The 23,866-nt window shown below is 75.5% G+C and carries 19 protein-coding genes and 1 pseudogene; 10 read left to right on the top strand and 10 right to left on the bottom strand.

Annotated elements, in window-relative coordinates:
* Positions 1 to 190: 190 nt before the first annotated feature.
* Entirely contained in the window at positions 191 to 1,204 is a 1,014-nt protein-coding gene (locus tag ACSUPT_RS03355) for a DMT family transporter (protein ID WP_436943443.1), read from the bottom strand.
* Positions 1,205 to 1,278: 74 nt separating this feature from the next.
* On the opposite strand from ACSUPT_RS03355, the gene ACSUPT_RS03350 reads away from it, so the two are divergent.
* Positions 1,279 to 2,184, top strand: coding sequence for a LysR family transcriptional regulator (locus ACSUPT_RS03350; RefSeq protein WP_351967283.1), 906 nt, complete (start codon positions 1,279 to 1,281; stop codon positions 2,182 to 2,184).
* Between the two features lie 22 nt (positions 2,185 to 2,206).
* Here ACSUPT_RS03350 and ACSUPT_RS03345 read toward each other — a convergent pair whose 3' ends face one another.
* The 4 genes from ACSUPT_RS03345 to ACSUPT_RS03330 all read right to left on the bottom strand — a co-directional run bounded on the left by ACSUPT_RS03345 (position 2,207) and on the right by ACSUPT_RS03330 (position 6,997).
* Positions 2,207 to 2,779, bottom strand: coding sequence for a Rieske (2Fe-2S) protein (locus ACSUPT_RS03345; RefSeq protein WP_436943442.1), 573 nt, complete (start codon positions 2,777 to 2,779; stop codon positions 2,207 to 2,209).
* Positions 2,780 to 2,890: 111 nt separating this feature from the next.
* Positions 2,891 to 5,185, bottom strand: a complete 2,295-nt coding sequence (locus tag ACSUPT_RS03340; protein WP_436943441.1) for a prolyl oligopeptidase family serine peptidase — start codon at positions 5,183 to 5,185, stop codon at positions 2,891 to 2,893.
* 136 nt (positions 5,186 to 5,321) lie between these two features.
* Positions 5,322 to 6,065, bottom strand: coding sequence for a maleylpyruvate isomerase family mycothiol-dependent enzyme (locus ACSUPT_RS03335; RefSeq protein ID WP_436943440.1), 744 nt, complete (start codon positions 6,063 to 6,065; stop codon positions 5,322 to 5,324).
* 443 nt (positions 6,066 to 6,508) lie between these two features.
* A complete protein-coding gene (locus ACSUPT_RS03330) occupies positions 6,509 to 6,997 on the bottom strand; it encodes a hypothetical protein (RefSeq protein WP_399220024.1) in 489 nt (162 codons plus the stop codon).
* Between the two features lie 433 nt (positions 6,998 to 7,430).
* On the opposite strand from ACSUPT_RS03330, the gene ACSUPT_RS03325 reads away from it, so the two are divergent.
* The 4 genes from ACSUPT_RS03325 to ACSUPT_RS03310 all read left to right on the top strand — a co-directional run bounded on the left by ACSUPT_RS03325 (position 7,431) and on the right by ACSUPT_RS03310 (position 11,568).
* Positions 7,431 to 9,152, top strand: coding sequence for an amidohydrolase (locus tag ACSUPT_RS03325; RefSeq protein ID WP_436943439.1), 1,722 nt, complete (start codon positions 7,431 to 7,433; stop codon positions 9,150 to 9,152).
* Between the two features lie 31 nt (positions 9,153 to 9,183).
* The gene (locus ACSUPT_RS03320) at positions 9,184 to 9,948 is read left to right on the top strand and encodes a LuxR C-terminal-related transcriptional regulator (RefSeq protein WP_436943438.1); all 765 of its coding nucleotides are present in this window, start codon (positions 9,184 to 9,186) and stop codon (positions 9,946 to 9,948) included.
* A gap of 124 nt (positions 9,949 to 10,072) precedes the next feature.
* Positions 10,073 to 10,510, top strand: coding sequence for a hypothetical protein (locus tag ACSUPT_RS03315; RefSeq protein ID WP_436943437.1), 438 nt, complete (start codon positions 10,073 to 10,075; stop codon positions 10,508 to 10,510).
* Between the two features lie 140 nt (positions 10,511 to 10,650).
* Entirely contained in the window at positions 10,651 to 11,568 is a 918-nt protein-coding gene (locus tag ACSUPT_RS03310) for a DUF6891 domain-containing protein (protein WP_399220020.1), read from the top strand.
* Positions 11,569 to 11,752: 184 nt separating this feature from the next.
* On the opposite strand, the gene ACSUPT_RS03305 is transcribed toward ACSUPT_RS03310, so the two are convergent.
* The 3 genes and pseudogenes from ACSUPT_RS03305 to ACSUPT_RS03295 form a co-directional block, all read right to left on the bottom strand.
* Complete coding sequence (locus tag ACSUPT_RS03305) at positions 11,753 to 12,559, bottom strand: hypothetical protein (RefSeq protein WP_436943436.1); 807 nt, start codon at positions 12,557 to 12,559, stop codon at positions 11,753 to 11,755.
* Positions 12,560 to 12,607: 48 nt separating this feature from the next.
* Entirely contained in the window at positions 12,608 to 12,733 is a 126-nt protein-coding gene (locus tag ACSUPT_RS03300; RefSeq protein ID WP_403500832.1) for a hypothetical protein, read from the bottom strand.
* A gap of 181 nt (positions 12,734 to 12,914) precedes the next feature.
* A pseudogene (locus ACSUPT_RS03295) lies at positions 12,915 to 13,199 on the bottom strand (family 1 glycosylhydrolase); the annotation flags it as partial.
* A gap of 220 nt (positions 13,200 to 13,419) precedes the next feature.
* Here ACSUPT_RS03295 and ACSUPT_RS03290 point away from each other — a divergent pair.
* The 5 genes from ACSUPT_RS03290 to ACSUPT_RS03270 all read left to right on the top strand — a co-directional run bounded on the left by ACSUPT_RS03290 (position 13,420) and on the right by ACSUPT_RS03270 (position 20,039).
* Positions 13,420 to 14,496 (top strand): ROK family protein, encoded by a 1,077-nt coding sequence (locus ACSUPT_RS03290; protein ID WP_436943435.1) that lies wholly within the window; start codon positions 13,420 to 13,422, stop codon positions 14,494 to 14,496.
* 182 nt (positions 14,497 to 14,678) lie between these two features.
* On the top strand, positions 14,679 to 15,908 hold the full coding sequence (gene manA, locus ACSUPT_RS03285) for a mannose-6-phosphate isomerase, class I (protein WP_436943434.1): 1,230 nt from the start codon (positions 14,679 to 14,681) through the stop codon (positions 15,906 to 15,908).
* A gap of 202 nt (positions 15,909 to 16,110) precedes the next feature.
* Positions 16,111 to 16,680 carry a dienelactone hydrolase family protein gene (locus ACSUPT_RS03280; RefSeq protein WP_436943433.1) on the top strand — a complete coding sequence of 190 codons (570 nt, stop codon included), beginning with the start codon at positions 16,111 to 16,113 and terminating at the stop codon, positions 16,678 to 16,680.
* A 599-nt stretch (positions 16,681 to 17,279) separates the two neighbouring features.
* Complete coding sequence (locus ACSUPT_RS03275; protein ID WP_436943432.1) at positions 17,280 to 18,908, top strand: cellulase family glycosylhydrolase; 1,629 nt, start codon at positions 17,280 to 17,282, stop codon at positions 18,906 to 18,908.
* A 144-nt stretch (positions 18,909 to 19,052) separates the two neighbouring features.
* On the top strand, positions 19,053 to 20,039 hold the full coding sequence (locus tag ACSUPT_RS03270) for an acetylxylan esterase (RefSeq protein ID WP_436943431.1): 987 nt from the start codon (positions 19,053 to 19,055) through the stop codon (positions 20,037 to 20,039).
* 138 nt (positions 20,040 to 20,177) lie between these two features.
* Here ACSUPT_RS03270 and ACSUPT_RS03265 read toward each other — a convergent pair whose 3' ends face one another.
* A complete protein-coding gene (locus tag ACSUPT_RS03265) occupies positions 20,178 to 21,218 on the bottom strand; it encodes a LacI family DNA-binding transcriptional regulator (protein WP_436943430.1) in 1,041 nt (346 codons plus the stop codon).
* Positions 21,215 to 23,638, bottom strand: a complete 2,424-nt coding sequence (locus tag ACSUPT_RS03260) for a glycosyl hydrolase 2 galactose-binding domain-containing protein (protein WP_436943429.1) — start codon at positions 23,636 to 23,638, stop codon at positions 21,215 to 21,217. Before ACSUPT_RS03260 ends, ACSUPT_RS03265 begins: the two co-directional genes overlap by 4 nt.
* Between the last annotated feature and the right edge of the window lie 228 nt (positions 23,639 to 23,866).

The following is a 23,866-nucleotide window of genomic DNA, read 5'->3' as shown; positions in this document are numbered from 1 at the left end:
GCGCGCCGGCGGGACGAGGACCCCGCGGCCGCTCGCGCCGTACGGCGTTCCCGGTCGCCCGGCGCGGGAGCGTGCCCCCGGTCGCCCGGCGCGGCGCGGGTGTTCCCGGGCGCCCGGCGCGGGGCGGCGTTCCCGGTCGCCCGGCGCGGGAGGACCGTCCGGGTCGCCCGGCGCGGGGTGGCGTTCCCGGTTACTTGGCGCGGGGCGGTGCTCCCGTGCGGCTCTGGGTGAGCGCCGCGCCCGCCAGCACGATCAGGGCGCCGACCGGGGTGTTCCAGGTGAGCCGCTCGTCCAGCAGCGTCACGCCCGCCGCCGTGGCGATGACCGGGATGAAGTACGTGACCATCTGCCCCGTGGTCGGCCCGACCTCCGAGACGATGCCGTACTGGACGAGCATCGCGAAGCCCGTGCCGAGCGCGCCCAGCGCGACCACCGCCAGCAGCGGGACGAGCGGGAACTCCTCCGGCCAGCTGGTGAACAGCGGCGTCACCACCGCCAGCTGGCCGGTCGCCAGCAGCAACTGCGCGCCGGTCAGCGACAGGTGGGACTCCTCCCGGCCCGCGAGCGTGCGCCGCACATAGATCCAGCCGACCGGATAGCTCAGCGACGCCAGCAGCGCCATGGCCGTGCCCGTCATGTCGACGCCCGAGAAGCCCTGCCAGGCGCCGAGCACCGTGAGGACGCCCAGGAAGCCCAGGCCGAGGCCCGCGACGCGCCGCCGCGTGGGCCGGTCCTCCGAGAGGGCGACCAGCGACAGGGCCATGCCCCACAGCGGTGACGTGGCGTTGCAGATGCCGGCCAGCGTCGAGGGGATCGTCAGCTCGGCGAAGGCGAACAGCGAGAACGGCAGCGCGTTCAGGAAGAAGGCCGCCACCGTCAGATGGGCCCAGGTGCGGGCGCCGCGCGGCAGTCCCGTGCGGCGGACCGCCATGGCCGCGGCCAGCACCAGCGTGCCGAACAGCAGCCGCCCGAACGTCACCTGGAACGGCGCGTACGCGGACGTGCCCACCTTGATCAGCAGAAAGCTGAAGCCCCAGACCACGGCGAGCACGGCGAAGCGGATCCGCCAGTCGACGCGCGGGCCCCGGGCCGGCGCGGGCACGGCCGGAGGCGCGGCTGCGGGGACGGGCGCCAGCGCGGAGGGCGCGGACGCGGGGGAGGGGGTGGGTGCCGAGGTGGTTCGGGGCGGGATCGCTGTGCTCATGGCGACCAGCCTCACCCACCGAACTTCTTAGAACAAGCGAGAGTTTCTTCCCACTTCCCCTTAGTGTTGCTTACATGTTGAACCTGGAGCGCCTGCGCACCCTCGACGCCCTCGCCCGCCACGGCTCGGTCAGCGGGGCGGCGGACGGCCTGCACGTCACCACGTCGGCCGTCTCCCAGCAGCTGGCCAAACTGGAACGCGAGGTCGGCCAGCAGCTCGTGGCGAAGAACGGGCGGGGTGTCCGGCTCACCGACGCCGGGCAGCTGCTCGCCGGGCACGCCGCCCGCATCCTGTCGCAGGTGGCGCTCGCCCAGGCCGACATCGAGGCCCAGCGCGGCCGGGTGGTGGGCGAGGTGCGGCTGGCCGGTTTCCCGACCGCCGCACGGGGCCTGTTCCCCCGCGCCATCACCGCCCTGCGGGCGAGCCACCCCGAGCTGCGGGTCCGCAGCAGCGAACTGGAACCGGAGCCCGGCATCCGGCACGTCCTGCGCGGGGACGTGGACCTCGCCGTGGTGCTGGACTGGAGCAACAAGCGCCTCCCCGTCCCCGGTGGGCTCGCGCAGGCCGCGCTGCTGGACGACGCCGCCGACGTGGCCATGCCCGCCGACCACCCGCTCGCCGGGCGCGCCGAGGTCGACCTGGAGGACTTCGCCGACGACGACTGGGTCTCCTGGCCCGAGGGGGAGTTCTGCCACGACTGGCTCGTCTTCACCCTGCGCTCCAAGGGCATCGAGCCGCGCATCGCCCACCTCGCGGGCGAGCACCACACGCAGCTGGCGCTCATCCAGGCGGGCCTCGGCGTGTGCGTCGCGCCCCGCCTCGGCCGCGGACCCGTGCCCGACGGTGTCGCGCTCGTACCGGTCCGGCAGCAGATGCGGCGGCACATCTACGCCGTGTGGCGGGCGGACGCGGACCGGCGGCCCTCCATCCGCGCCGCCGTCGACGCCCTGCGGGAGGCCGGCGCCGCCGTCGAGGGCTGACGGCCCCGGCCGCGCGCCCGGCTCAGGCCAGCTTGATCGTGTCGCCCTCCACCGTGATCGACGCGGGCGCCAGCGGGGCCGTCGCCGGACCCGCCTTCACACTGCCGTCGGCGGCGTCGAAGGTGCTGCCGTGGCAGGGGCAGTTGATGACCCCGTCGGCGACGTCCTTCACCGCGCACCCCTGATGGGTGCACATCGCCGAGAACGCCTTGAACTGCCCCGCGGCAGGCTGGGTGACCACGACGCCCTGATCGGCGAAGACCTTGCCGCCGCCCTCCGGGATCTCCGACTTCCGCGCCAGGACCCGCCCGCCCGCCGCACCGCCCGAGCCCGCCGCACCGCCCGAGCCGCTGGCGCCGCCCGTGCCCGCCGAGCCGCTGGCGCCGCCCGTGCCCGCCGTGCCGTTGGCGCCGCCCGTACCGTAGCCGCCGCCCGCGCCCTGGCCGGCGCCCCCGGCCGCGGGCGGTGCCGCGCCGTCCGGACCGCCGCACGCCGTGAGCACGGCGGCCAGACCCGCGCCTCCCGCCGCGGCGACGACCGTCCGGCGCGCCACCGCACCGCTCGTCCCCTGTGCTGCTCCGGTCCCCTTGGCCATGCGCGGTTCCTTTCCGGGTGTCCCGCACGGTCCGCCCGGCCGCCGTGTGCGCGGCGGACGGACGGACCGTGTGCCTGTCCCCACGGGGTACGCGGCCGGGCCCCGCCCCGTTCAGCCCCGGAGGGAGCTCGTCAGGAACTCCAGCTCCAGCCGCAGCTGATGGGCCACCACGTCCTCCCGCGTCACCATGTGCGTCGCCCCCGGCAGCGGAAGCACCGTATGGGGCCTGCCCGCCGCGAGCAGCGCCGCGGACAGCCGCAGGGTGTGGGCCACCACCACGTTGTCGTCCGCCAGCCCGTGGACCAGCATCAGCGGCCGGGCCAGCCGGTGCGCCACCGGCACGAGGGACGACCGCTCGTAGTTCCCCGGCTCCACCTCCGGATGGCCGAGGAACCGCTCCTCCCAGTGCGTGTCGTACAGCCGCCGGTCCGTCGGCGCGGCGCCCGCGACCGCCGCGTGGAACACGTCCGGCCGGTGCAGCACCGCCCCGGCCGCCAGATAGCCGCCGTACGACCAGCCCCGGATCGCCACCCGCCCGAGGTCCAGGGCCGGGTACCGCTCCGCCGCCGCGTGCAGCGCGTCCACCTGGTCCTGGAGCGCGGGCCCCAGCCGGTCGCCGCGCACCGCGACCTCCCAGTCCCGGCCGCGCCCCGGCGTGCCCCGCCCGTCGGCGATCAGCACCGCGAACCCGTGCTCGGCGAACCACTGGGCGACGGCGCTCCACCACCCGTACGCCCGGGTCGCCAGCCGCAGGCCCGGCCCGCCGTACGGGCTGAGCAGCACCGGCAGGCGCTCGCCGGACGCCGGCTCGTACCAGGACGGCAGGTGCAGATGGGCCCGCAGCCCCCGCTCGCCCAGGGTCAGCAGGGCGGCGCGGGGACGTACCGGAGGGGCGTCGGCCAGGACCGCGATGCGGCCCACCGGCTTCCCGCCGCGCAGCACGGACACGGAAGTGCCGTGCCAGGTGCGGCTCTGCAGGACGACGGTGTCCCCGCCGACCGCCGCGGTGTGCACGCCCGGTTCCCCGCCGACCCGGCGGAACACCCCCGCGCCGCCGGGCTCGCCGGGGCCTTCGGTACCGCTGCCGCCCGTTCCGGGACCGGGACCGGCGGCGGGGGCCTCGGGGTCGTACAGCCACACCTGGCTCTCCGACGGGTCCTCGCTCGCCGTGAAGTACACGCGTTCGCCCACCGCGCCGAGCACCTCCACGACCTGGAGCCCGGCCGGTGAGACGGCGTCGCCGACGCGGATCGCGCGCGTCCCGTCCTCCCCGGTGTGCGCCACGACCGGCGTGCCGGACGCGGTGCGCAGCGGCGTGCCCGGCGTCAGCGCCACCCACGCCGGGTCGTGCGCCAGGCCCAGCGGCCGCACGGCGCCCGTCGCCGGGTCCGCCGCGAACAGTCCGGTCGTGCGCTGGTCGCGGGTCTGCACCTCGACGAACGGGCCGTGCGCGTCCCACCCGGCAGCCGTCACATACTCGAAGCGCCGGTCCGTCCACGCGCCGTCCGGATGCCGTCCGGCGTCCGCCTCCGCCGGGAGCCGCACCGGCGTACGGCGCCCGTCGAGGCCCACCACATGGACGGTCACCACGGCGTTGGCGGTGCCCGCCGCCGGGTAGCGCACCACGCGCGGCGGCCGGGCCGGGTCGGCGGGGTCGGCCAGGTGCCAGCGGGCCACCGGGGACTGGTCCACGCGGGCCACCAGCACCGCGTCCCCGTCCGGCGCCCACCAGTACCCGCGGTGCCGGCCCATGGACTCGGCCGCCGCGTGCTCCGCCAGGCCGTAGACGACGTCCGGCCCCTCCGGCACGGCCAGCGCCCGGTCGTCCGCGCCGTCCACCCCGACGACGCGCAGCGCGCCGCCCGTCACATACGCGACGAGGGAGCCGTCCGGTGAGGGGCGCGGGTCCACGGCGGGCCCCGCGGTCGGTACGCGCCAGGGCGCCCCGCCGTCCGTCCGCACCGCCCACAGCGCCCCGCCCAGCGTGAACACCGCCAGGCGCGCGTCCCGGTCCGTCGCGTACGCCGTGATCCCGGACGACATCACGCGCTCCCGCTCCCGCCGGACCCGCTCCTCCTCCGGCAGGTCGCCGTCGTCCGCGCCGCCGAGCGCGGCGGGGTCGGCGAGCAGCCGCTCACCGCCGTCCTCGAACAGCCACAGCAGACCCACCGGGTCCGTGCCCGACCGGGTCCGTACGAACAGGATCCGGGCGCCGTCCGGCGACACCGTGAACCGGCCCGGCACGCCCAGCGAGAACCTCCGGGTGCGCGCCAGGGCACGCGGCACGTCGGGCACCGCCGCCGGCCGGGTACCGGTCCCGGCGGCGACGGGGGCAGGTGTGGCGACGGAAGCAGCAGCTGGAGCGGGGGGAACGGGAGGCTGCGAGGGGGGAGTTGAGGGAGTCATGAGGAGAGCATCGCAAGATCGGCCGACTCGCGGACACGGTGCCCTCGCCGCCAGGGCGGGCCCGACGGGCGCGGGCCCGACGGGCGCGGGCCCGACGGGCGCGGGCCCGCCGTGCGCGGGCCCGCCCCGGTGAGCGTTACGGCCAGGCGTTCAGCTCGGGCAGCGCCGCCGACGGGTCGCCGTCCACGACGGGCGACGCCGGGTGCGGCCGACCGGAGATCCACGCGGCCAGCGACCGCAGCGAACCGCGGACCACGACCGGGCCGGAGCCCGCGGCGGCCGCGGACCACTCCTCACCGGTGTCGTCCGCCTTCAGCACGACGCCCTCCGGCAGCCGGACCGCGAGGAACGAGACCACGTGCGAGGAGAGCGCGGCGCTCCACTCCTCGGCGCCGTAGCCGACGGTCAGGTCGACGGTGTGCAGCTCCGTCTCGCGCCACCAGGCCAACTGCGTCGCGAACAGCGGCGAGTCGCGGTATGCGCAGGGCAGCTCCCAGCCGTCGGGGCCGAGTGCGTCCCACGCCTCCTCCAGGGCGGTCAGGCCCTCGGAGAGCTGTTCGCGCAGCCACTCGACCGGCTCGCCGTGCAGCTCCTCGATGCGCCGGTCGCGGGTCGGCCGGCCGCCGTCGTACACCTCGACGGTCCTGCCCTCGACCGCGTAACGGGCCTGGCGGGCGAAGGCCCTGGACAGGTCCGCGAGGTGGATCAGGACGTGGCCGCGCGTCCAGCCCGGCAGGTGGATCGCCTCGCGGGCGCCCTCCTCCGTGAGCTCCGCGGCGGCTGCGCGCAACCGGTCGTGCGCGGCGCGGATCTCCTTCAGCCGCTCGGGCACGTCGACACCGCCGTACTCGCGGGCCGTGTAGTCGATGGAGGTGCTCATCAGTCGTTCCTTTCGCGTTCCTGCGCCGTTGCCCCGGCCCCGGACTCCCGCGGCGTGAACGGGTGCGTCCAGCACAGGGTGTCCCGGATGACGTGGTGGGCGTCGTTCGGCCGGGGCGGGCCGATCCGGTGGTACGTCAACTCCTCGCCGGGCGACCCGGGAAGGCGATGCGGGAGTCGACCCTGCCATCCGCGCGGACCGTGCCGTAACCGGGGGTCGGGTCCGGGCGGCCGGGCGAAGTCCTCTGCTCCGCAAGGGGGGTTGGCAACCCGCTTGCGGACGGCGACCGCGGGGCGCGGCCGGGCCCGTCCCCCTGGCCTGGCCGCGCTGTGCGATGCCGTCCGCCATGCCCGACTGGCACGGACGCAGCCTGGTGAGCGCGGCTGCCGGGCTGTCCAGGCCGGCTCCGACGCCGTGATCGCACCGGCCGCAGCGAGGCCGTCTCACCGACGTGTGTCGAGCTCCCCGTCCGCCCGTCGCCGGCCGGGCCACATGTCGCCGTACGCGGCGTCCATGAACTGGACCTGCGGCCCGCGGAGCGCCGACGCGTCGGCCATCTCGCCTCGGGCCGCCTCAGCGAGACGGAGCGCATAACGATAGGTGGCGCCCCGCAAGGGCTCGCTTCTGGCCGCCAGGTCGATCTCGGCCTGAGCGAGCCACAGGTCGTCGACGAGCCGGCCGATCTCGGAATCGGCCGCGGCGCCGGCGGCGTCCGAGCGTGTGAGCGCCGCCTTCTCCAAATGCAGCGCAATACGCACGAAGTTCAGCACCGCGGCCTTGAGCTCCGCCCGGTGAGCGGCCGATTCCTGGACTTCGACCTGTCGGGTGCTCGCGCGTGAGACGAGGTACTGACCGAACAGCGACCCGCACGCGCCGAGCGCGACCCCTACGAGAGACAACAGCGCCGGCCCCAAGGTTCCCCAAGATCCCATGGCCGCAGTCTCTCAACATCGATGCCCCGTGGGGAGGTCGGACGCCCGTCCACCGCCCACGCGGCCGGGGCGCCGACACGAGCCACACGCGCCGGGAGACGTGCGGGAGCCGGCCCGCCACTGCACCGCACGAGGAACCTTGGGCGTCCACTGCCCGCCGACCTCCATGAATCCGGGCCGGGAGCGCCGAGGGACCGTCGTCCTGGATGCGCCGTGTCCAGGCCCGGCAGAACCGTTGAGGGGGATCCCCCGGATCGTCGGGCGGGGCCGGCGCCCAACCGGCCCTCGCGGCAGGGGAGTCGTCTTGCGCGGCCGCGGCGCGGCGGCCGGGGCCGTATCGGTGGGATGACCGATGTGCCGGTGCACGCCACCGGGCCATAGTCCTCGGGAGATCGCTCCCGGGCCCCGCGCCCGGATTCCGAAAGGACCTTCTGTGGACACGCATGCCGATCTGGTGTTCCTCGGCGGCCGGGTCGTCACGGTCGACGCCGACTTCTCCGTCGCCTCCGCCCTGGCCGTGACCGGCGGCACCATCACCGCCGTCGGCGCGCGGGCGGACGTCACACCGCTCATCGGGCCCCGCACCCGCGTCATCGACCTGCGCGGCGCCACGCTGCTGCCCGGGATCAACGACTCGCATCTGCACGGCTGCGCCTTCGGCATGGCCTCCCCGCCGCTCTCCCTGGAGGTGGGGCATCCCGCAGCCTCCTCCCTCGCGGACATCGCCGGCGCGGTGCGGGAGGCCGCCGGACGGACCCCCGCCGGACAGTGGATCACCGGTCACGGCTGGGACACCGGCTACCTCGCCGAGTGCGCGGCCGATCCGTCGCGGCAGCCGTCACGGCACGACCTCGACCCCGTGAGCCCGGACCACCCCGTCGTCCTGTACTCCTTCTCCGGGCACGCCACCTGGGTCAACTCCAGGGCGCTGGGGCTCCTCGGCATCGACCGGCACACCGTCGCGCCGCCCGGCGGGGCCGTCGTCGTGGACGAGTCCGGCGAGCCGACCGGGCTTCTCCACGAAGGCGCCCAGGCCCTCGTCCAGAACGCGCTGCCGCCGCTCAGCCGGCGGGAGCGCGCCGGCGCCGTCAGGTCGACCCTCGCCACGCTCGCCCGGCTGGGCGTGACCAGCTACACCGAACCGGGCCTCGGCCCCGGCGGCGACGGCATCATGCGGGGCGCGCTCGGCAGCGAGACCCTCGACGTCTACCGGGAGCTGCTGGCCGCGGGCGAACTCACCGCCCGCGTGGGCGTCCTGCTGCTGCCCACCGGCATGGCCGGCACCGCCGAGGAGTTCGCCCGCGCCCTCGACGCCCTCGACGCCGACGAGGCCCTCGCCGGGACCCGCGCCGCCGACCCGCGGCGCCTCGCCGTCCACGGCGTCAAGATCTTCGCCGACGGCATCGTGCCCAACAAGACGGCCTGGATGCACGAGCCGTACGTCGGCGGCGGCTGCGGCGGCCTGTGCGTCGGCGGCGAGACGGACGCCGAGCGCGTCGCGGAGATCCGCGCCATGATCCGGCACGCCCACGCCGCGGGGCACCAGCTGGGCGTCCACGTCACCGGCGACCGGGCCGCCGACACCGTCGTGGACGCCTTCGCCGCGGCGATGGCCGGGCTGCCGAGGGCCGACGCCCGCCACTACGTCATCCACGGCGACTTCCTCACCGCCCACAGCATGAAGGTCCTGGCCGCACACGGCTTCGGCGCCAACATGAACCCCACCATCAAGTGGACCGTCGCGGACATGGAGGAGGAGTTCGTCGGCGCCGACCGGGCCGCGTACGCGTGGCCGTACCGGGACGCCATCGACGCCGGGGTACGCGTCGCCAGCGGGTCCGACGCCCCCGTCACGTACCCGGACTGGCGCCAGGGCCTGGCCACGATGGTGCTGCGGGAATCCAAGGCGGCCGGCCGGGTCAGCGGGCCCGAACAGCGCATCGGCCTGGCCGAGGCGATCCGCACGTACACAGCCGACGCCGCCTGGCAGGACTTCGCCGACGACTGGAAGGGTTCCCTGGAGCCGGGCAAGGCCGCCGACCTGTGCGTGCTCGACGGGGACCTGCTCGCCGCCGACCCGCACGACATCCCCGGCATGCCGGTCGTCCTCACCGTCATGGACGGGCGGGTCGTGCACGACGCCCTGCGCGATTGACGTCCTCCGGATACATGATCATCCTGGACGGGTGACAGCGGAGCGCGGCACGGCGGACATCCTGGAGGCGGCCGTCCATGTCCGCGCCGCCGCCAGGAGCGCCACGGCCGGCGCGGCAGGCGCCGACACGGTCCTGGCGGCGCTGTCGGAGGTGGTGGAGTACGACCACGCCTCCCTCGCCCGGTGGGACGCGCGGCGCGGCCGCCACACCACCCTGGCCGGCAGCTACCCGGGCGAGGCCACCGCGTACATCGAGACCCGCCTCCACCGGGACCCGGTGTTCGCGGTGCTCCGGGGCCCGGCGCGCGGGGGGCTGTGGCTCGGGGACGTGCCCCGCGACCTCCTGGCCGCGTCGCCCGGCTTCCGCGACGTGCTGCGGCCCCTCGGCATCCGGGACGGCGTCGCCCAGTGCCTGTTCGCCCCCGACGGACGGTACGTCGGCATGCTCAACGTCAGCACCCGCCGCCCGCGGCGCGCACCCGACCCGGCGCGCGCGGTGGTCACGCTGCTCACCGAGGCCCTCGCCGCGGCCGTCGACCCGCGCGGGGGCCTGCCGCCCGGGCGGCACGCCCCCGCCGAGGAGGGGCGGCGCCCCGGCGGCCTCTCCCCGCGGGAGCTCCAGGTGCTCGCCGAACTGGTCGCGGGCCGCACCAACCGGGAGATCGCCGCCCGGCTGTACATCACCCCGCGCACCGTCGGCACCCACATCGAGCACATCCTCGCGAAGCTCGACGTCCCCAACCGCGCCGCCGCGGCCGCCCGGGCCGCGGCCTGGGGCATCGCCCCCGCCCCCTGACCCGGCGGGCCCGCCCGGAGAGCCCTCCCCGGCCGCACCCGTCCCTGACCCTGTCCCGTCGATCATCCGGCGCGGCGCCCCGGTGCTACCTTGCCCCGATCCCTGGAGAGAGGCGGGCGGGCCCGTGGACACCGACCTGCGGCGTGCGGCCGTCGCGGCGCTGCGCGAACTCGCGCGAAGCGACGACTTCCGCGACCGGGCGGACGCCGGTCAGAGCCTGGCGGGCTTCGCCGGGATGCGGGAGGCCGTGGAGCCGCTGCTGGGACTCGTGCCCGACCCTGACGACACCTTCGTCACCAGGCGGACCGCGGAGGGCCTGCTGCGGCGCCTGGACAAGGCGGGACTGGCGATCGTCGCGTCCGCACTGGCCGTCGCCGACGACAACCATGCCGATTGGATCCGCACCGCGGTCGTCGACGTCTTCAGCGCCTGCCCGGACGACCTGGACGAGGCGCTCCGGCTCTGCGCGGAACTGTCGGACGACGCCGACGACCATGTCGCCCGGGGAGCCCGCCGACTGCACTGCGGGCTCGCGGAGATCGAGGGACCTTCGCGTTCCTGACCGACCGCGGAGGAACAGTCCGGTCTGGTCGGGCCGGCCCGGCTGGGCGGGCTTGCCGGGCCGGCCGGCTTTCGCGGCGGGGGGGGGGCGTCGCGGGTGCCGGAGGATCCTCTGTCAGAGGGGTGTGCCAGAGTCTGCGCATGCTCGAGATCGTGGTGAAGACGGAGAACTGGGAGCGGCACGTCCGCGTGTCCGCCGGGGAGCTGGCAGGGCTGGTCCGGCGGATCGGAGGCGACGGTGACCGGTTCCTGGTGGTCCAGCGGATACCCGACCTGCCGGACGTCTTCGCTCAGGTGTGGCACCAGGACGGCGGCGACTACACGCTGGAGTACCGCGACGGCGCCGTCGACCGGCACTTCCAGACGACGGTCGACGGACCCGAGGCCGTAATCGCGGCGATGACCGGCTGGGCGCGCCAGGAGGCCGGATGGGACGGCGGACCGACGTGGTCCCTGCTGGACATGGGCCCCGTCCCGGAGGTGCCGCCGCTCGACCTGGAGGACGAGGAGCGCGAGGAGCTGGAGAAGCGCGTCCGCGAGGTGCTCGTCGGCGGCTACGCCTCGCGGGCCGAACTGGCCGAGCTCGCCGAGGAGTACCTCGTCAGCGGTGACCGCCGGCCCGTCTCGCCGGAGCAGGCACAGGCGCTGGCCGACCGGTTGTGGCTGGAGCGGGTCGCGGAGCAGGCGCTGTGGCAGGGCGAGACGGACCCGGAGCGGCTGACCCGTGCGTTCGCCGCCCTGCAGGAGGCCGGTATCACGGCCCGCGAGAACTTCACCTGCTGCCGCAGCTGCGGCCAGTCCGAGATCGGTGCTGAAGCGGCGCCCGACGCCCGCGGCTTCGTCTACTTCCACACCCAGTGCACGGACTCCGCCGCGGCCGGCCACGGACTGACCCTCCTCTACGGCGGCTTCGACGGCTCGCCGGAGACCACCGCGGCCGTCGGCCACGAGGTGGTGGCCGCACTCGAAGCCGTCGGCCTCGGCGCCGAGTGGGACCGCGACCCCGCCCGGGCCATCACCGTCACCCCGCTGGACTGGCGCCGCCGCCTGGTCGGCTAGGGCGGACGGGCCCACCCGGGGCCGTCCCCGCCCCCACCCGAGGCTGTGCTGGGCGCCACTCGAGGAGTACGGGGCCGTCCCCGGCCCAGTGGCGGTTGCCGGTGAGCAGGGTGCCCCCGGGCCCGTACCGCCGGGCACCGCGACCCGCGGGACGTCACCCGCGCAGGTGGACGAGGCCCGGCCGTCACCGGCGCCGGCGGCCGCCGGGGGCGCCCAGCATCGCGTCGAGGGACCGGCCGACCGACGCGGCGAAGGGATACGCCCGGTAGTCCCCCTGCACCGTGACCCGGTGCTGTCCGCCGTCCGTCCACTCGACGACGAACTCGCCGCCCTCCGACTCGACGACGTCCACACCCGCGGGAATCCGGGCTCGCAGTCCGGCCGCCGACAGCCCGTCCGTGTGGAGCCGCATGCCGCAGACCACGACGAAGAGGCGCGCGGCGTCCTCCACACGCGTCGCCGTCCCGAGCACCCGCGTCCGCCCCCGGTCCGTCACCCGCACCGCGTAGCCGCCGTCCGCGGGGACCAGGTCGTGCCACGTCTCGAAGTCCCCCAGGTGCAACAGCTGGTCGCCCTGGCGGGACGTCATCAGCTCCTTCCGGTGGCCCATGGCCACGGCGAGAGCGCGCAGCCGCTCCTCCAGCCGGGGAAGCGACTCCAGGGTGAACAGCTCCTCCGCCGGGGCGCCCGCCGACGCCCGGCCGCCGCGCGGACGGAACTGCCCGGGCGGTGTCCGCCGCCCCGAACGGAACACCTCGATCGCCTCGTGCGGCGGCGCGCCCGAAGCCGCGAACAGCACCGACTCGTCCGACGCCACATAGATCCGGCCGCCGCCGCGCACCGCGTGCGACACCACCACGGCGCCGTCTTCGGGCAGCAGTTCCACGGCCAGCGGCGCGTCCCGCGGGACCAACCGCCGCCAGTACTCCACCCCCACATCGATCAGCCGCCGCTGATCGGGAGTCGCCTCATCGGTCTGCTTCCACGTCACGTGCCCGGCCTCTCTTCCTTCCACCGGCACCCCGGCCCGACTCGTGTCTCACCGGTCGGAGAAGACGACGGCGCCCCGCGGGTCCCGCACTTCGACGACGCCGCGTTCCGCGTCGACGACGCCGGTGTACCCGACGGGCAGCCCCAGCACCGCGGCGGCCTCGGGCCGGAACATGAACAGTTTGACGCAGCGGGCGATGCCGCGAGCCGTTCGACCAGGTTCTCGTCGAACGGCTCGCCGCCGGCGAACCACCGCGTGGCGGCGCCGATGCCGACGCGACGGCACTCGAGCACGCGAGCGGTCCCGAGGATGCCGACGGTCATGTAGACCCCAGGAAGGCGCTGCGCCACGGCTCGTTGAGCGGGCCTTCGCCGGACGGCTGGACGCGCGGCCAGGCGACGGAGAAGCGGTACGTGTCCACGCCGAGGCCCGCGAGCAGGGCGACGTCCTCCCGGTGGCGGTGGTAGTGGTCGCAGGCCCTGTCGCCGGTGGCGCCGTCCAGGACGGCGCCCGCGCGCCGCGCGAAGGTGTCCCGGATCGACGGCCCGCGCCCGCCCTCCCGCGTCGCGCCCTCGGTCTGGTACGCGGAGGTGGCGGCGCCGCATGCGAAGCCGGGCGGAAAAGCCGCGGGGTCCACCATGGAGGGGATGCCCTTCGCTCGGGAGCCGTGGCAATCGGCTGCGGGAAAACAGAGCCGAGCATGCGGCGATTCAGCGCCCCCGTCCAGGCCGAGAGGCCGGATCGGCCCTGGTTTTACTAAACGAGGACTGAACTGAACCCGTTAACTGGACAACGTTGTCATCCGGCGCCCAGAGTGTGCAGCGCATTCCCCGTCCGCGCTCAGGAAAGGCGTCAGCATCATGGTGTACGGAGCACTCGACATCGGGGGTACGAAGATCGCCGGCGCCCTCGTGGACGGCGAGGGACGCGTGCTCGCCAGATCCCGGCGGGCCACCCCCGCCCAGGGCTCCGCGGCCGAGCTCATGGCGCGGGTGACCGCCGTCCTGGACGACCTGTCCGCCCGCCCCGAGTGGACCGCCCTGTCCTGCCTGGGCATCGGCAGCGCCGGGCCCGTCGACACCGCCGCCGGCACGGTCAGCCCGGTCAACATCCCCGCCTGGCGGTCGTTTCCGCTCGTGGACCGGGTGCGCGAACACCCTCGCCTGCCGGCCGCGATCCGGCCCGTCCTGGTGGGTGACGCCGTGGCGATGACCGCCGCCGAGCGGTGGACGGGGGCGGCCAGGGCCGTGGACAACGCGCTCTGCATGGTGGTCTCCACCGGCGTGGGCGGCGGTCTCGTCCTCAACGGCGCCCTGCACACCGGCAGGTCGGGCAACGCCGGCCACATCGGCCACATCACCGTGGACCAGCACGGCCCCCTCTGCCCCTGCGGCGCCCGCGGCTGCGTCGAGCGGTTCGCCAGCGGCACCGCCATCGCCGCCCACGCCCTGGAGTCCGGCTGGACCCCGCCGCCCGGCGTACCGCCGACGGCCGCCGCGGTCGCGGACGCCGCCCGCACGGGTGACCCCAGGGCGCGAGCCGCCTTCGAGCGCGCCGGCCGGGCCTTGGCGGCGGGCATCGCGGCGACGGCGGCTCTGGTCGAACTCGACCTGGTGGTTATCGGCGGCGGCGTCGCGCAGGCCGGCGAGGTCCTCTTCGGCCCGATCCGCCGCCACCTCGCCGACTACGCCTCCCTGGACTTCACCCGCGACGTCCCGGTGGTGCCGGCCCACCACGCGCTCGACGCCGGGCTGATCGGGGCGGCGGCAGCCGCCGCCGGCGCGACGACCGCCGGCCCGACGCGGGCGGAAGGGCTCACGCGGCCGGACGGGCTCACACGGGCGGAAGGGCTCACGCGGCCGGGCGGGCTCACGGGGTCGGGCGGCTTCACGGGGCCGGGCGGCACCGCCGTCGGCGAAGCCGCCACCCGCTCGTGACCACCGGCCGGAGCCCGCGAGGCACCGGCATGGATGCCGCGCCCGGCACACCGGACGGGCGCGACACACCGGACGCGCTCGGCACACCCGGCGCGCTGGGCGCACCGGACGCGCACGACGCACCCGGCGCGCACCCCGCGCGCGACCACACAGCGTTCATGACCCGGACATGAAGGGAACCCGTGGACCTCCTCGCCAACACCGTGCAGCCCTACGCCTGGGGCTCGCGCACCGCCATCCCGGACCTGCTGGGGACGCCGCCCACCGGCGAGCCGCAGGCCGAGCTGTGGATGGGCGCCCATCCCGCCGCCCCCTCCCGCGTCGACCGCGCCGGCGGGCCGCTGCCGCTGGACCGGGTGATCGGCGCGGACCCCCTGACGGAACTCGGCGCCCCCGCCCTGCGCCGCTTCGGCCCCCGGCTGCCGTTCCTGCTGAAGCTGCTGGCCGCCGACGCCCCGCTGTCCGTGCAGGTCCACCCCGACGCGGCCCGGGCCGAAGCGGGCTTCGCGCGGGAGAACGCCCTCGGTGTGCCCCTCGACGCCCCGCACCGCACGTACCGCGACCCCCACCACAAGCCCGAGATGATCGTCGCCCTCACCCGGTTCGACGGGCTGTGCGGCTTCCGGGACCCCGCGGGGTGCGCCGACCTCCTGGACGCCCTGGCCGTACCCGGCCTGCGCCCGTACGCCCGGACGCTGCGCACGCGGCCGGAGGGCGCCGCCCTCACCGAGGTGTTCACCGGCTTCCTCGACCCGCCCGCCGGACTGACCGGCGCCGTCACGGAGGCCGTCACGGCGGCGGGCGAGGGGCGCGTCGCGCACACCGGCCCGTACCGCGACGACCTCGCCGCCTACGCGAAGGTCGCCCGCGCCCACCCGGGCGACCCCGGTCTGCTGGCCGCCCTGATGCTGCGCCGCGTCGAACTGGCGCCCGGCGAAGCGCTGTTCCTCGGCTCCGGCGTCCCGCACGCGTACCTCTCCGGCCTCGGCGTGGAGATCATGGCGAGCTCCGACAACGTCCTGCGCTGCGGCCTCACCTCCAAACACGTCGACCGTGACGAGCTGCTGCGCGTGGTCCGCTTCACCGCCCGGCCCGGCCATCTGCTCACCCCCGCGGCGGGGGAGGCGGGGGAGGAGGTCTACCCGGCCCCCGTCGGCGACTTCCGGCTCTCGCGGTACCGGCTCCGCCGCGCGGACCGGCCGCGCCCGCTCCCCTCGGGCGCCCCGCAGATCCTCCTCTGCGTCGAGGGCCGGGCGGAGGCGGCGTCGGCCGCGGCCGGCGCCGCACTGCGGATCGGTCCGGGGCACTCCCTCTACGTCCCCGCGTCGGAGGCGGTCTCGCTCACGGGAGAGGGGGTCGTCTTCCGCGCCACGGTGGGACCGGAGGCCGCCGACCGGGCGCGGGGCCTTTGAGACGCCCCGGTGCGGCAGGGCCGGTGCGGGTCCGGGACTCCCGTACGGCCCCTGCCGCACCCCGCCGCCCGCCCACGGGGCGTGGACGTGAACCGCCTGCCGCGCGCCCCTGTGGTGTGAGAGGGTCGGGTGCCGCGTGAGGCACCAGCGTTCCGGGGCGTTCCCGGGACGGTCGACCAACAGGCGAAGGGCACCGCGAGACATGGCTGAGGTCCTCCTCTACCACCACGTGCAGGGCTTGACCGACGGCGTCCGCGCGTTCGCCGACGACCTCCGCCGGGACGGCCACACCGTGCACACCCCGGACCTGTTCGACGGCCGCACCTTCGGCAGCCTGGACGAGGGCATGGGGTTCGTGCGGGAAGCCGGGTTCGACGCGCTCAGGGAGCGCGGGGTGGCGGCGGCCGAGGGCCTCGGCCCCGAACTGGTCTACGCCGGCCTCTCCTTCGGCGTGACGGCCGCCCAGAAGCTCGCGCAGACCCGGCCCGGCGCGCGTGGAGCCCTGCTCCTGCACGCCTGCATCCCCGTCACCGAGTACGGGACGCCGTGGCCCGGCGGCGTGCCGGTGCAGATCCACGGCAAGGAGGGCGACGAGTACTTCGCCGAAGACCTGCCCGCGGCACGCGACCTGGCCGCGACCGCCTCGGCGGCGGAGCTGTTCCTCTACCCGGGCGATCAGCACCTGTTCACCGACGCCTCGCTCGGGGACTTCGACGCGGATGCGTACCGGCTGCTGCTGGAGCGCGTGCGGACGTTCCTCGCCTCGGTCTGATCCCGGCCGCGCCCTGTGCCCGGTGGGTCGGTCTGATCCCGGCCGCGCCCCGTGCCCGGTGGGTCGGTCTGATCCCCGCCGCGCACCGGCGCCCGGTGCGGTGCGGCAACCACCCGCGCCCCGCCGCACGTAACCGCCCGCACGCCTCGCGGCAGGGCGCGCCCTCGTCCCGCCGAACGGCGGGCGGGCACCCTGCCCGGAAGCGGCGACCGAGTGGACCCGCCCCGCCCCGCCCCGTGCCGTCCGAGCGCGGCCCTCAACGCGCCCCGCGCCGACAGAACTTAACCGGTTAGCCCCCGGCTATTGTTTTCCGGCCTCGCACCCCTCTAGCCTCATTCCCAGCCGCCGGGCGTCACGCGAATCCGCCACGCCTCCGCCGCGCGGGGACACCACCCCACCGGTTCGGCGCACTTCCTCCCGCTGTCCGGTCGGAGCCGCCGAAAGGCACCGGGCGGCGGGAATCCACCGGCCCGCCTCCCGCGTCCGGCGACACGTCGCCCCGCAGGGCCGGAAGCACCGCACCCTCCATGTCAGGCAGGCCGGCATGCCGCCGCACCGTCCCGCGGCACGCGCGCGCCACCGAGTTGGGAGCACCACAGATGAACCGGACACTGGCCACCGCGGCGGGCGCGCTGCTCGCCGTCGCCGCCACGATGATCACCGCACCCGTCCCGGCCCGTGCGGCCGACACGCCCGCCACCGGCTTCCACGTCGCCGACGGACGCCTCCTCGACGCGGGCGGCCAGGACTTCGTCTTCCGCGGCGTCAACCACGCCCACACCTGGTTCCCCGACCGGACCTCCCGGGCCCTCGCCGACCTCAAGGCGCTCGGCGCCAACTCGGCGCGGATCGTGCTCAGCACGGGCGACCGGTGGACGAAGAACGACGCCGCCGACGTCGCGGACGTCGTCGCCCAGTGCAAGGCCAACAGGCTGGTCTGCGTCCTGGAGGCGCACGACACCACCGGCTACGGCGAGCAGAGCGGCGCCGCGTCCCTCGCCCGGGCGGTCGACTACTGGACCGAGGTCGCCGGCGCGGTCAAGGGCCAGGAGAAGTACGTCGTCGTCAACCTCGGCAACGAGCCGCACGGCAACACCGGCTACACCGCCTGGACCGACGACACCAGGAACGCCATCACCCGGCTGCGCGCCGCGGGCTTCCGCCACACCCTCATGGCGGACGCCCCCAACTGGGGCCAGGACTGGTCGAACACGATGCGGGACGACGCGGCCGCCGTCTTCGCCGCCGACCCGCAGCGCAACACCGTCTTCTCGGTCCACATGTACGGCGTCTACGACACCGCGGCCGAGGTCCGCTCCTATCTGACCAGCTTCACCACGCGCCGACTGCCCATCGTCGTCGGCGAGTTCGGCCACGACCACTCCGACGGCAACCCGGACGAGGACGCCATCATGGCCACCGCCCGAGAGCTGGGCGTCGGCTACCTCGGCTGGTCGTGGAGCGGCAACGGCGGAGGAGTGGAGTACCTCGACCTGGCAGCGGACTTCGACGCGACCCGGCTCACCGCGTGGGGCCGGCGCCTCTTCCACGGCCCCGACGGCATCCGGCAGACCTCCCGCGAGGCGAGCGTCTACGGCGGCACCGGAGGCGGCGACTCCCGGCCGCCGACCGCCCCCGGCGCGCCCGCCGCGTCCGACGTGACCGCCACAGGCGCCCGGCTGACCTGGCCCGCCGCCACCGACGACACCGGTGTCGCCGGCTACGACGTCGTCAGGGTCAACGGACCGGCGGAGACCCCCGTCACCACGGTCACCGGCACGAGCGCCGCGCTCACCGGTCTGACCCCCGCCACGACCTACACCTTCGCCGTGTACGCACGCGACGCCGCCGGCAACCGCTCCCCGCGCTCGGCGGGCGTGACCGTCACCACCGCGGCGGGACCGTCCGCCGGCACCTGCGCCGTCGCCTACCGGCTGCAGGACTGGGGGACCGGCTTCAACGCCGACGTGACCGTCCACAACACCGGCACCCGCCCCATCCAGGGCTGGCGCCTCGACTTCGCCTTCCCCGGCGGCCAGACGGTGACCTCCGCCTGGAACGCCAAGGTCGTCCAGGAGGGCAGCCAGGTGCGCGCCACGCACGAGCCGTGGACGGAGACCATCCCGGCCGGCGGCAGCGTGAGCTTCGGCCTGAGCGCCTCGTCCACCGGCGGCAACGGCGTCCCCGCCGCCTTCATCCTCAACGGCGCCACCTGCGCCAAGCGCTGACCCCGGCCGTCCTCCCGCGAGGGCCGCCCGCCGCCTCCCCCCGGTGCCGACCCGCCGGGGGGAGGCCACCGCCGTACCGGACCACCATCCGGCCGGCCGCTCCCGGGAGGGCGCGGCCCGGCCGCGCACCACGAGGAGCCTCCCGTGCCGTACACCGACCTTCCCCCGGACCACCCGGCCGCCCGGCCCGCCGCGTTTCCCGAGGAGCCCGCCGACTTCGACGCCTTCTGGACCGAGACCCTGCGGACGGCCCGCGCGGCCGGCGGCCTGCCCGAGATCCGCCCGGTGACCGACTCGCCACTGACCACCCTCGACACCTACGACGTCAGGTTCGCCGGCTGGGCCGGCCAGCCCGTCGCCGCGTGGCTCGTCGTGCCCTCGGAGGCCGAGGAGCCGCTGCCGACGGTGATCACCTACATCGGGTACGGCGGGGGTCGGGGCCAGGCCCTCGACCACCTCCTGTACGCCTCCGCCGGATACGCCCACCTCGTCGTCGACAGCCGCGGGCAGGGCCACGACACCCCCGACCCGCACCCGGACGGCGCACCGCACTGGGTGCACGGCTACATGACCAGGGGCGTCGAGTCCCCCTCCGCGCACTACTACCGGCGGCTCATCACCGACTGCGTACGGGCGGTCGACGCCGCCCGCGCCCTCCGCCACGTCGACCCGGACCGGATCGTCGTGCAGGGCGCGAGCCAGGGCGGCGGCCTCGCCCTGGCCGTCGCCGGACTGGTCGGCGACGGCATCGCGGGAGCCCTGCCCGACGTGCCGTTCCTCTGCCACATCCGGCGCGGCGCCGAGACGGCGACCGAGGGACCGTACACGGAACTCGTCGATCACCTCCGCCACCGGGCCCCGTACGCGGCGGAGCAGGTCTTCGCCACGCTGGGCCACTTCGACGGAGTGCACTTCGCCCGCCGGGCCACGGCGCCCGCGCTGTTCAGCGCCGGCCTGATGGACCCCGTCTGCCCGCCCTCCACCGTCCTCGCCGCCTTCCGCGCCTACGCGGGCGAGAAGGACCTCAGGGAATGGCCCTTCGGCGACCACGCCGGTGGCGGGGGAGCGACCGCCGTCGAACACCTGCGATGGCTCGGCGCGCGGGGACTCGCGCCCGGCCGGCAGCCGTAGGCGGCCCGGTCGGCGAAGCGGCGCGAGGCCGAGACCCGGCACGGGGACGGCTGGCCGTGACCGCGCACAGGGGCCGGGAGGCCGTGACCCGGCACAGGGGCCGGGAGGCCGCGACCGGCACAGGGGTGCGGCCTCCCGTCACACGCCGGGCCGCGCGCGGGGCGGACCCGTGGAGCCGCGCGGCGTCAGGGACGGCGTCGGCACCTGGAGCGCCCCGCTCCTGGTCCCCTCGATGACCTCGAAGAGCGCCCGGGCGACCTCCGCGCCGAAGCGGTGCACATCGTGGCTCAGGGCCGACAGCGGCGGATGCGTCAGCCGGCACAGCTGCGAGTCGTCCCAGGCCAGCAGCGACACGTCGTCCGGCACCACGAGACCCATCTCCGCCGCCACGGCGGCCCCCGCGACGGCCATGATGTCGTTGTCGTACACGATCGCCGTCGGGCGGTCGCGGGCCAGCAGCAGCCCGCGGGTCGCCCGGGCTCCCTCCTCACCGGCGAAGCGCGTCGACACCTGGCGCCGCCCGTCGAGACCGAGCTCCGCCATGGTCGCCTCGAACGCCCGCGCCCGGATCGCGCTGTGCCCGAGCCCCGCCGGGCCGCCGACGCGGGCGATACGCCGGTGGCCGAGCGCCGCCAGGTAGCGCACCGCGTCGGCCGCCGCCGTGGCGTCGTCGGTCCACACCGAGGGGAAGCCGCCCGTCAGCGAGGGGTGGCCGACGGCGACCGCGGGCAGCCCCAGCGCCCGCAGCGGCCCCACACGCGGGTCGTCCTGGTGGAAGTCGACCAGGATGGCACCGCCGATCGTCTTGCTCCTCCACCACTCCTCGTACAGGCCGATCTCCTCGTCCAGGTCCCGCACCAGGCGCAGCAGCAGCGCGCACCCGCGCTCCGTCAGCACGCTCTCGATGCCGGATATGAACTCCATGTAGAAGGGTTCGAGACCCAGCAGCCGCGCCGGGCGGCAGATGGCCAGGCCGACGATGCCGGCCCGCCGGCCGGACAGGCTCCGCGCGGTCTGGTGCGGGGCCCAGCCCAGTTCGCGGGCGACCTCGAAGATCCGCTCCCGCGTCGCCCGCGACACCCCCGGCCGGTCGTTGAACGCCATCGACACGGCGCCCTTGGACACACCGGCCCGCGAGGCGACGTCGTTGATGGTCACACGGGGAGTGCGTGCGCTCACGCCGGGGCCACGCTGAACAGGGCCGCCCGTACCCGCTCGACGCCGTCGTCGGAGAGGTCCCCGCAGCCGCTCACCCGGATCCTGGCCTCCTCGCCCGGAAGGAGCGTGAGCAGTCCCCGGTCCGCCCGCGCGGCGGGGGCGATCCGGTCGGGCTGCAGGAGCAGGTCCCGCACCAGGGTCCGTGCCGTGACCACCACGTCGACGGCCGCCTCCTGCCCGGCGACGGGCTCCAACCGGACGTCGTACCGGGCCGGCGGGTAGGCGAAGTCCCGGTCGCGGACGGGGAAGTGCAGCGCGCGCAGCCCGTCCGCGTCCGCGACGAGGAACTCGTCGGCCGACCCGGCGGCGGGCACCAGATCCGCCGGGAGGTCCGGCCGTGCGACCGTGCGCGGCGCGGCCTCGACGTCCAGTACGGCCCTGGCCAGGACGGTGCCGTCCGCGTCGACCCGCCGCAGGGTGACCTCCGCGCGCCAGGGGGCGCCCGACTGGTTGTCGACGGCGAGCACCGGCCCGTCGTCGCCGGGCAGCAGCGTCAGCAACCGGTCCGCGTACACCCGGCGCAGCTCGTGGTAGAGCGGCTTGAGCCGGCCGTCGCCGTCGATGGCGGCCCAGGAGCTCACCGGCCAGCAGTCGTTGAGCTGCCACACCACGGTCCCGGCGCACACCGGCCAGTGGGCCCGCCAGTGCTCGATGCCCGCCGCGACCGCCCTCGCCTGCACCACCTGGGCCAGGTAGTGCCAGCGGTCGAAGTCGTCCTCGGGCAGCGGGAAGTGGCGTGCGATGCCCCGGTTCAGCTTGCCGTTGCCGTCCTCGGCCTTCTGGTGGTGGAGCATGCCGGGGGAGTCCGGGGCGAGCCGCTCGCCGGGCAGCGCGCGCCGCAGCGTCGCGAGGGCGGGCGGCGCCTGCCAGCCGAACTCGGCGACGAAGCGCGGGACGCTCGCGCGGTACTCGGCGTAGTCCTGGCGGTTCCACACCTCCCACGAGTGGTGGGTGCCGTGCCGGGGGTCGTTGGGGTGGTGGTCCCAGGACCCCGACCAGGGGCTGCCCGCCATGTACGGGCGGGTCGGGTCGAGTTCGGCGACGATCCGGGGCAGCACGCCCAGGTAGTACCCCTCGCCCCAGGAGTCGCCCGCGAGCGGCTCCTCCCAGTCCCAGTCGCGAAAGCCCCAGAGGTTCTCGTTGTTGCCGTTCCACACGACGAGGCTCGGGTGCGGCATGAGCCGGACGACGTTGTCCCGTGCCTCCGCCTCCACCTCCCCGCGCAGCGGCTGCTCCTCCGGGTAGGCGGCGCAGGCGAACAGGAAGTCCTGCCACACCATGAGCCCGAGCTCGTCGCACGCGTCGTAGAAGGCGTCGTCCTCGTAGATGCCGCCGCCCCACACGCGCACCAGGTCGACATGGGCCTCGGCGGCCTGACGCAGCCGCGTCCGGTACCGCTCGGGGGTGATCCGGGAGGGCAGGACGTCGTCGGGGATCCAGTTGACGCCGCGCGCGAAGATCCGCACGCCGTTGACGACGAAGGTGCAGCCGCTGCCGTGCGCGTCGGGGGACCGGTCGAGCTCGACGGTGCGGAAGCCGATCCGGCGCCGCCAGACGTCGAGCGGCCCCTCCGCCTCGTCGAGCAGCGTCACCTCCAGCTCGTACAGCGGCTGGTCCCCGTACCCGCGCGGCCACCACAGGCGCGCTTCGGGCACCTCGACGCGCAGCACGGCCTCCTCGCCGGTGAAGGAGACCAGGCCCTCGCTCAGCGTCCCCTCCCCGCGGACGGCGGCCCGGACGGTCAGCGGCCGGCCGGCGCCGTGGTCGGTGCGCTCGGTCCGAAGCCGCAGTTCGACGCGGCCGGTCGTACCGTCCACCGTGACGAGCGGCCGGACCTCGGCGAGCCGGGCGGTCGACCAGTGCTCCAGGCGCACCGGCCGCCACATGCCCGCCGTCACCACGGTGGGCCCCCAGTCCCAGCCGAAGCCGCACGCCATCTTGCGGATGTACTGGAAGGGCTCGGGGTAGACGTTCGGCCGTTCCCCGGTGAGGGCGCGGACGCGGTCGGCCTCCTCGTACGCCGAGTCGAAGCGCACCTCGAGCCGGCCGGTGCGGCCCGTGACGTCGAAGCGGTACGCGCGGTGCATGTTGCGTGTCGTCCCGAGGACCTCGCCGTCGAGGGTGATCTCCGCGGCGGTGTCCAGGCCGTCGAAGACCAGGTCGGTGCGCTCGTGCCGGCTGTCGTGGGCCAACTCGGCGACGTAGGACCACCCTTGCCGGCCGACCCAGGCGATCTCGGTCTCGTTCCGGCCGATGAAGGGGTCGGGGATGACCCGCGCGGCGAGCAGATCGGTGTGGACGCAGCCGGGGACGCGGGCCGGGAGCGACGCGCCCTCATGGCGCAGGCTCCAGCCCTCGGTCAGCTGGGTGACGTCCTTCATGTGTGCGGCTCCAATCGCCTGACTGCGGCGGGGGATGCGTATACGACGGCGACAACCTAGCCGCACGTACAGCGGCTGTCCATGAACCGGTAAAGCAGCGCTGCGTGACCAATCGGCCGTCAACTCCCCCTGCGCGCGCCAGAAGAGACCGTCGAAGCGCCCCCACGGTAACGATTGGGCATCGCAGCGGAAACTTGAGCTTTACCGGTTCACACCGTCCTGCCATAG

Origin of the sequence: Streptomyces sp. SudanB25_2051, from assembly GCF_964272635.1 — a bacterium.
Taxonomy (GTDB): domain Bacteria; phylum Actinomycetota; class Actinomycetes; order Streptomycetales; family Streptomycetaceae; genus Streptomyces.
Note: the sequence above shows the minus strand (reverse complement) of the source record. Positions and strands in the feature narration are given on the sequence as shown.

What these genes read in the sequence shown, in the direction of transcription:
- ACSUPT_RS03355 (WP_436943443.1), bottom strand. Translation starts at nt 1,204, where the DNA reads ATGAGCACAGCGATCCCGCCCCGAACCACCTCGGCACCCACCCCCTCC.
- ACSUPT_RS03350 (WP_351967283.1), top strand. Translation starts at nt 1,279, where the DNA reads ATGTTGAACCTGGAGCGCCTGCGCACCCTCGACGCCCTCGCCCGCCAC.
- ACSUPT_RS03345 (WP_436943442.1), bottom strand. Translation starts at nt 2,779, where the DNA reads ATGGCCAAGGGGACCGGAGCAGCACAGGGGACGAGCGGTGCGGTGGCG.
- ACSUPT_RS03340 (WP_436943441.1), bottom strand. Translation starts at nt 5,185, where the DNA reads ATGACTCCCTCAACTCCCCCCTCGCAGCCTCCCGTTCCCCCCGCTCCA.
- ACSUPT_RS03335 (WP_436943440.1), bottom strand. Translation starts at nt 6,065, where the DNA reads ATGAGCACCTCCATCGACTACACGGCCCGCGAGTACGGCGGTGTCGAC.
- ACSUPT_RS03330 (WP_399220024.1), bottom strand. Translation starts at nt 6,997, where the DNA reads ATGGGATCTTGGGGAACCTTGGGGCCGGCGCTGTTGTCTCTCGTAGGG.
- ACSUPT_RS03310 (WP_399220020.1), top strand. Translation starts at nt 10,651, where the DNA reads ATGCTCGAGATCGTGGTGAAGACGGAGAACTGGGAGCGGCACGTCCGC.
- ACSUPT_RS03300 (WP_403500832.1), bottom strand. Translation starts at nt 12,733, where the DNA reads ATGTTCCGGCCCGAGGCCGCCGCGGTGCTGGGGCTGCCCGTCGGGTAC.
- ACSUPT_RS03290 (WP_436943435.1), top strand. Translation starts at nt 13,420, where the DNA reads ATGGTGTACGGAGCACTCGACATCGGGGGTACGAAGATCGCCGGCGCC.
- ACSUPT_RS03280 (WP_436943433.1), top strand. Translation starts at nt 16,111, where the DNA reads ATGGCTGAGGTCCTCCTCTACCACCACGTGCAGGGCTTGACCGACGGC.
- ACSUPT_RS03275 (WP_436943432.1), top strand. Translation starts at nt 17,280, where the DNA reads ATGAACCGGACACTGGCCACCGCGGCGGGCGCGCTGCTCGCCGTCGCC.
- ACSUPT_RS03260 (WP_436943429.1), bottom strand. Translation starts at nt 23,638, where the DNA reads ATGAAGGACGTCACCCAGCTGACCGAGGGCTGGAGCCTGCGCCATGAG.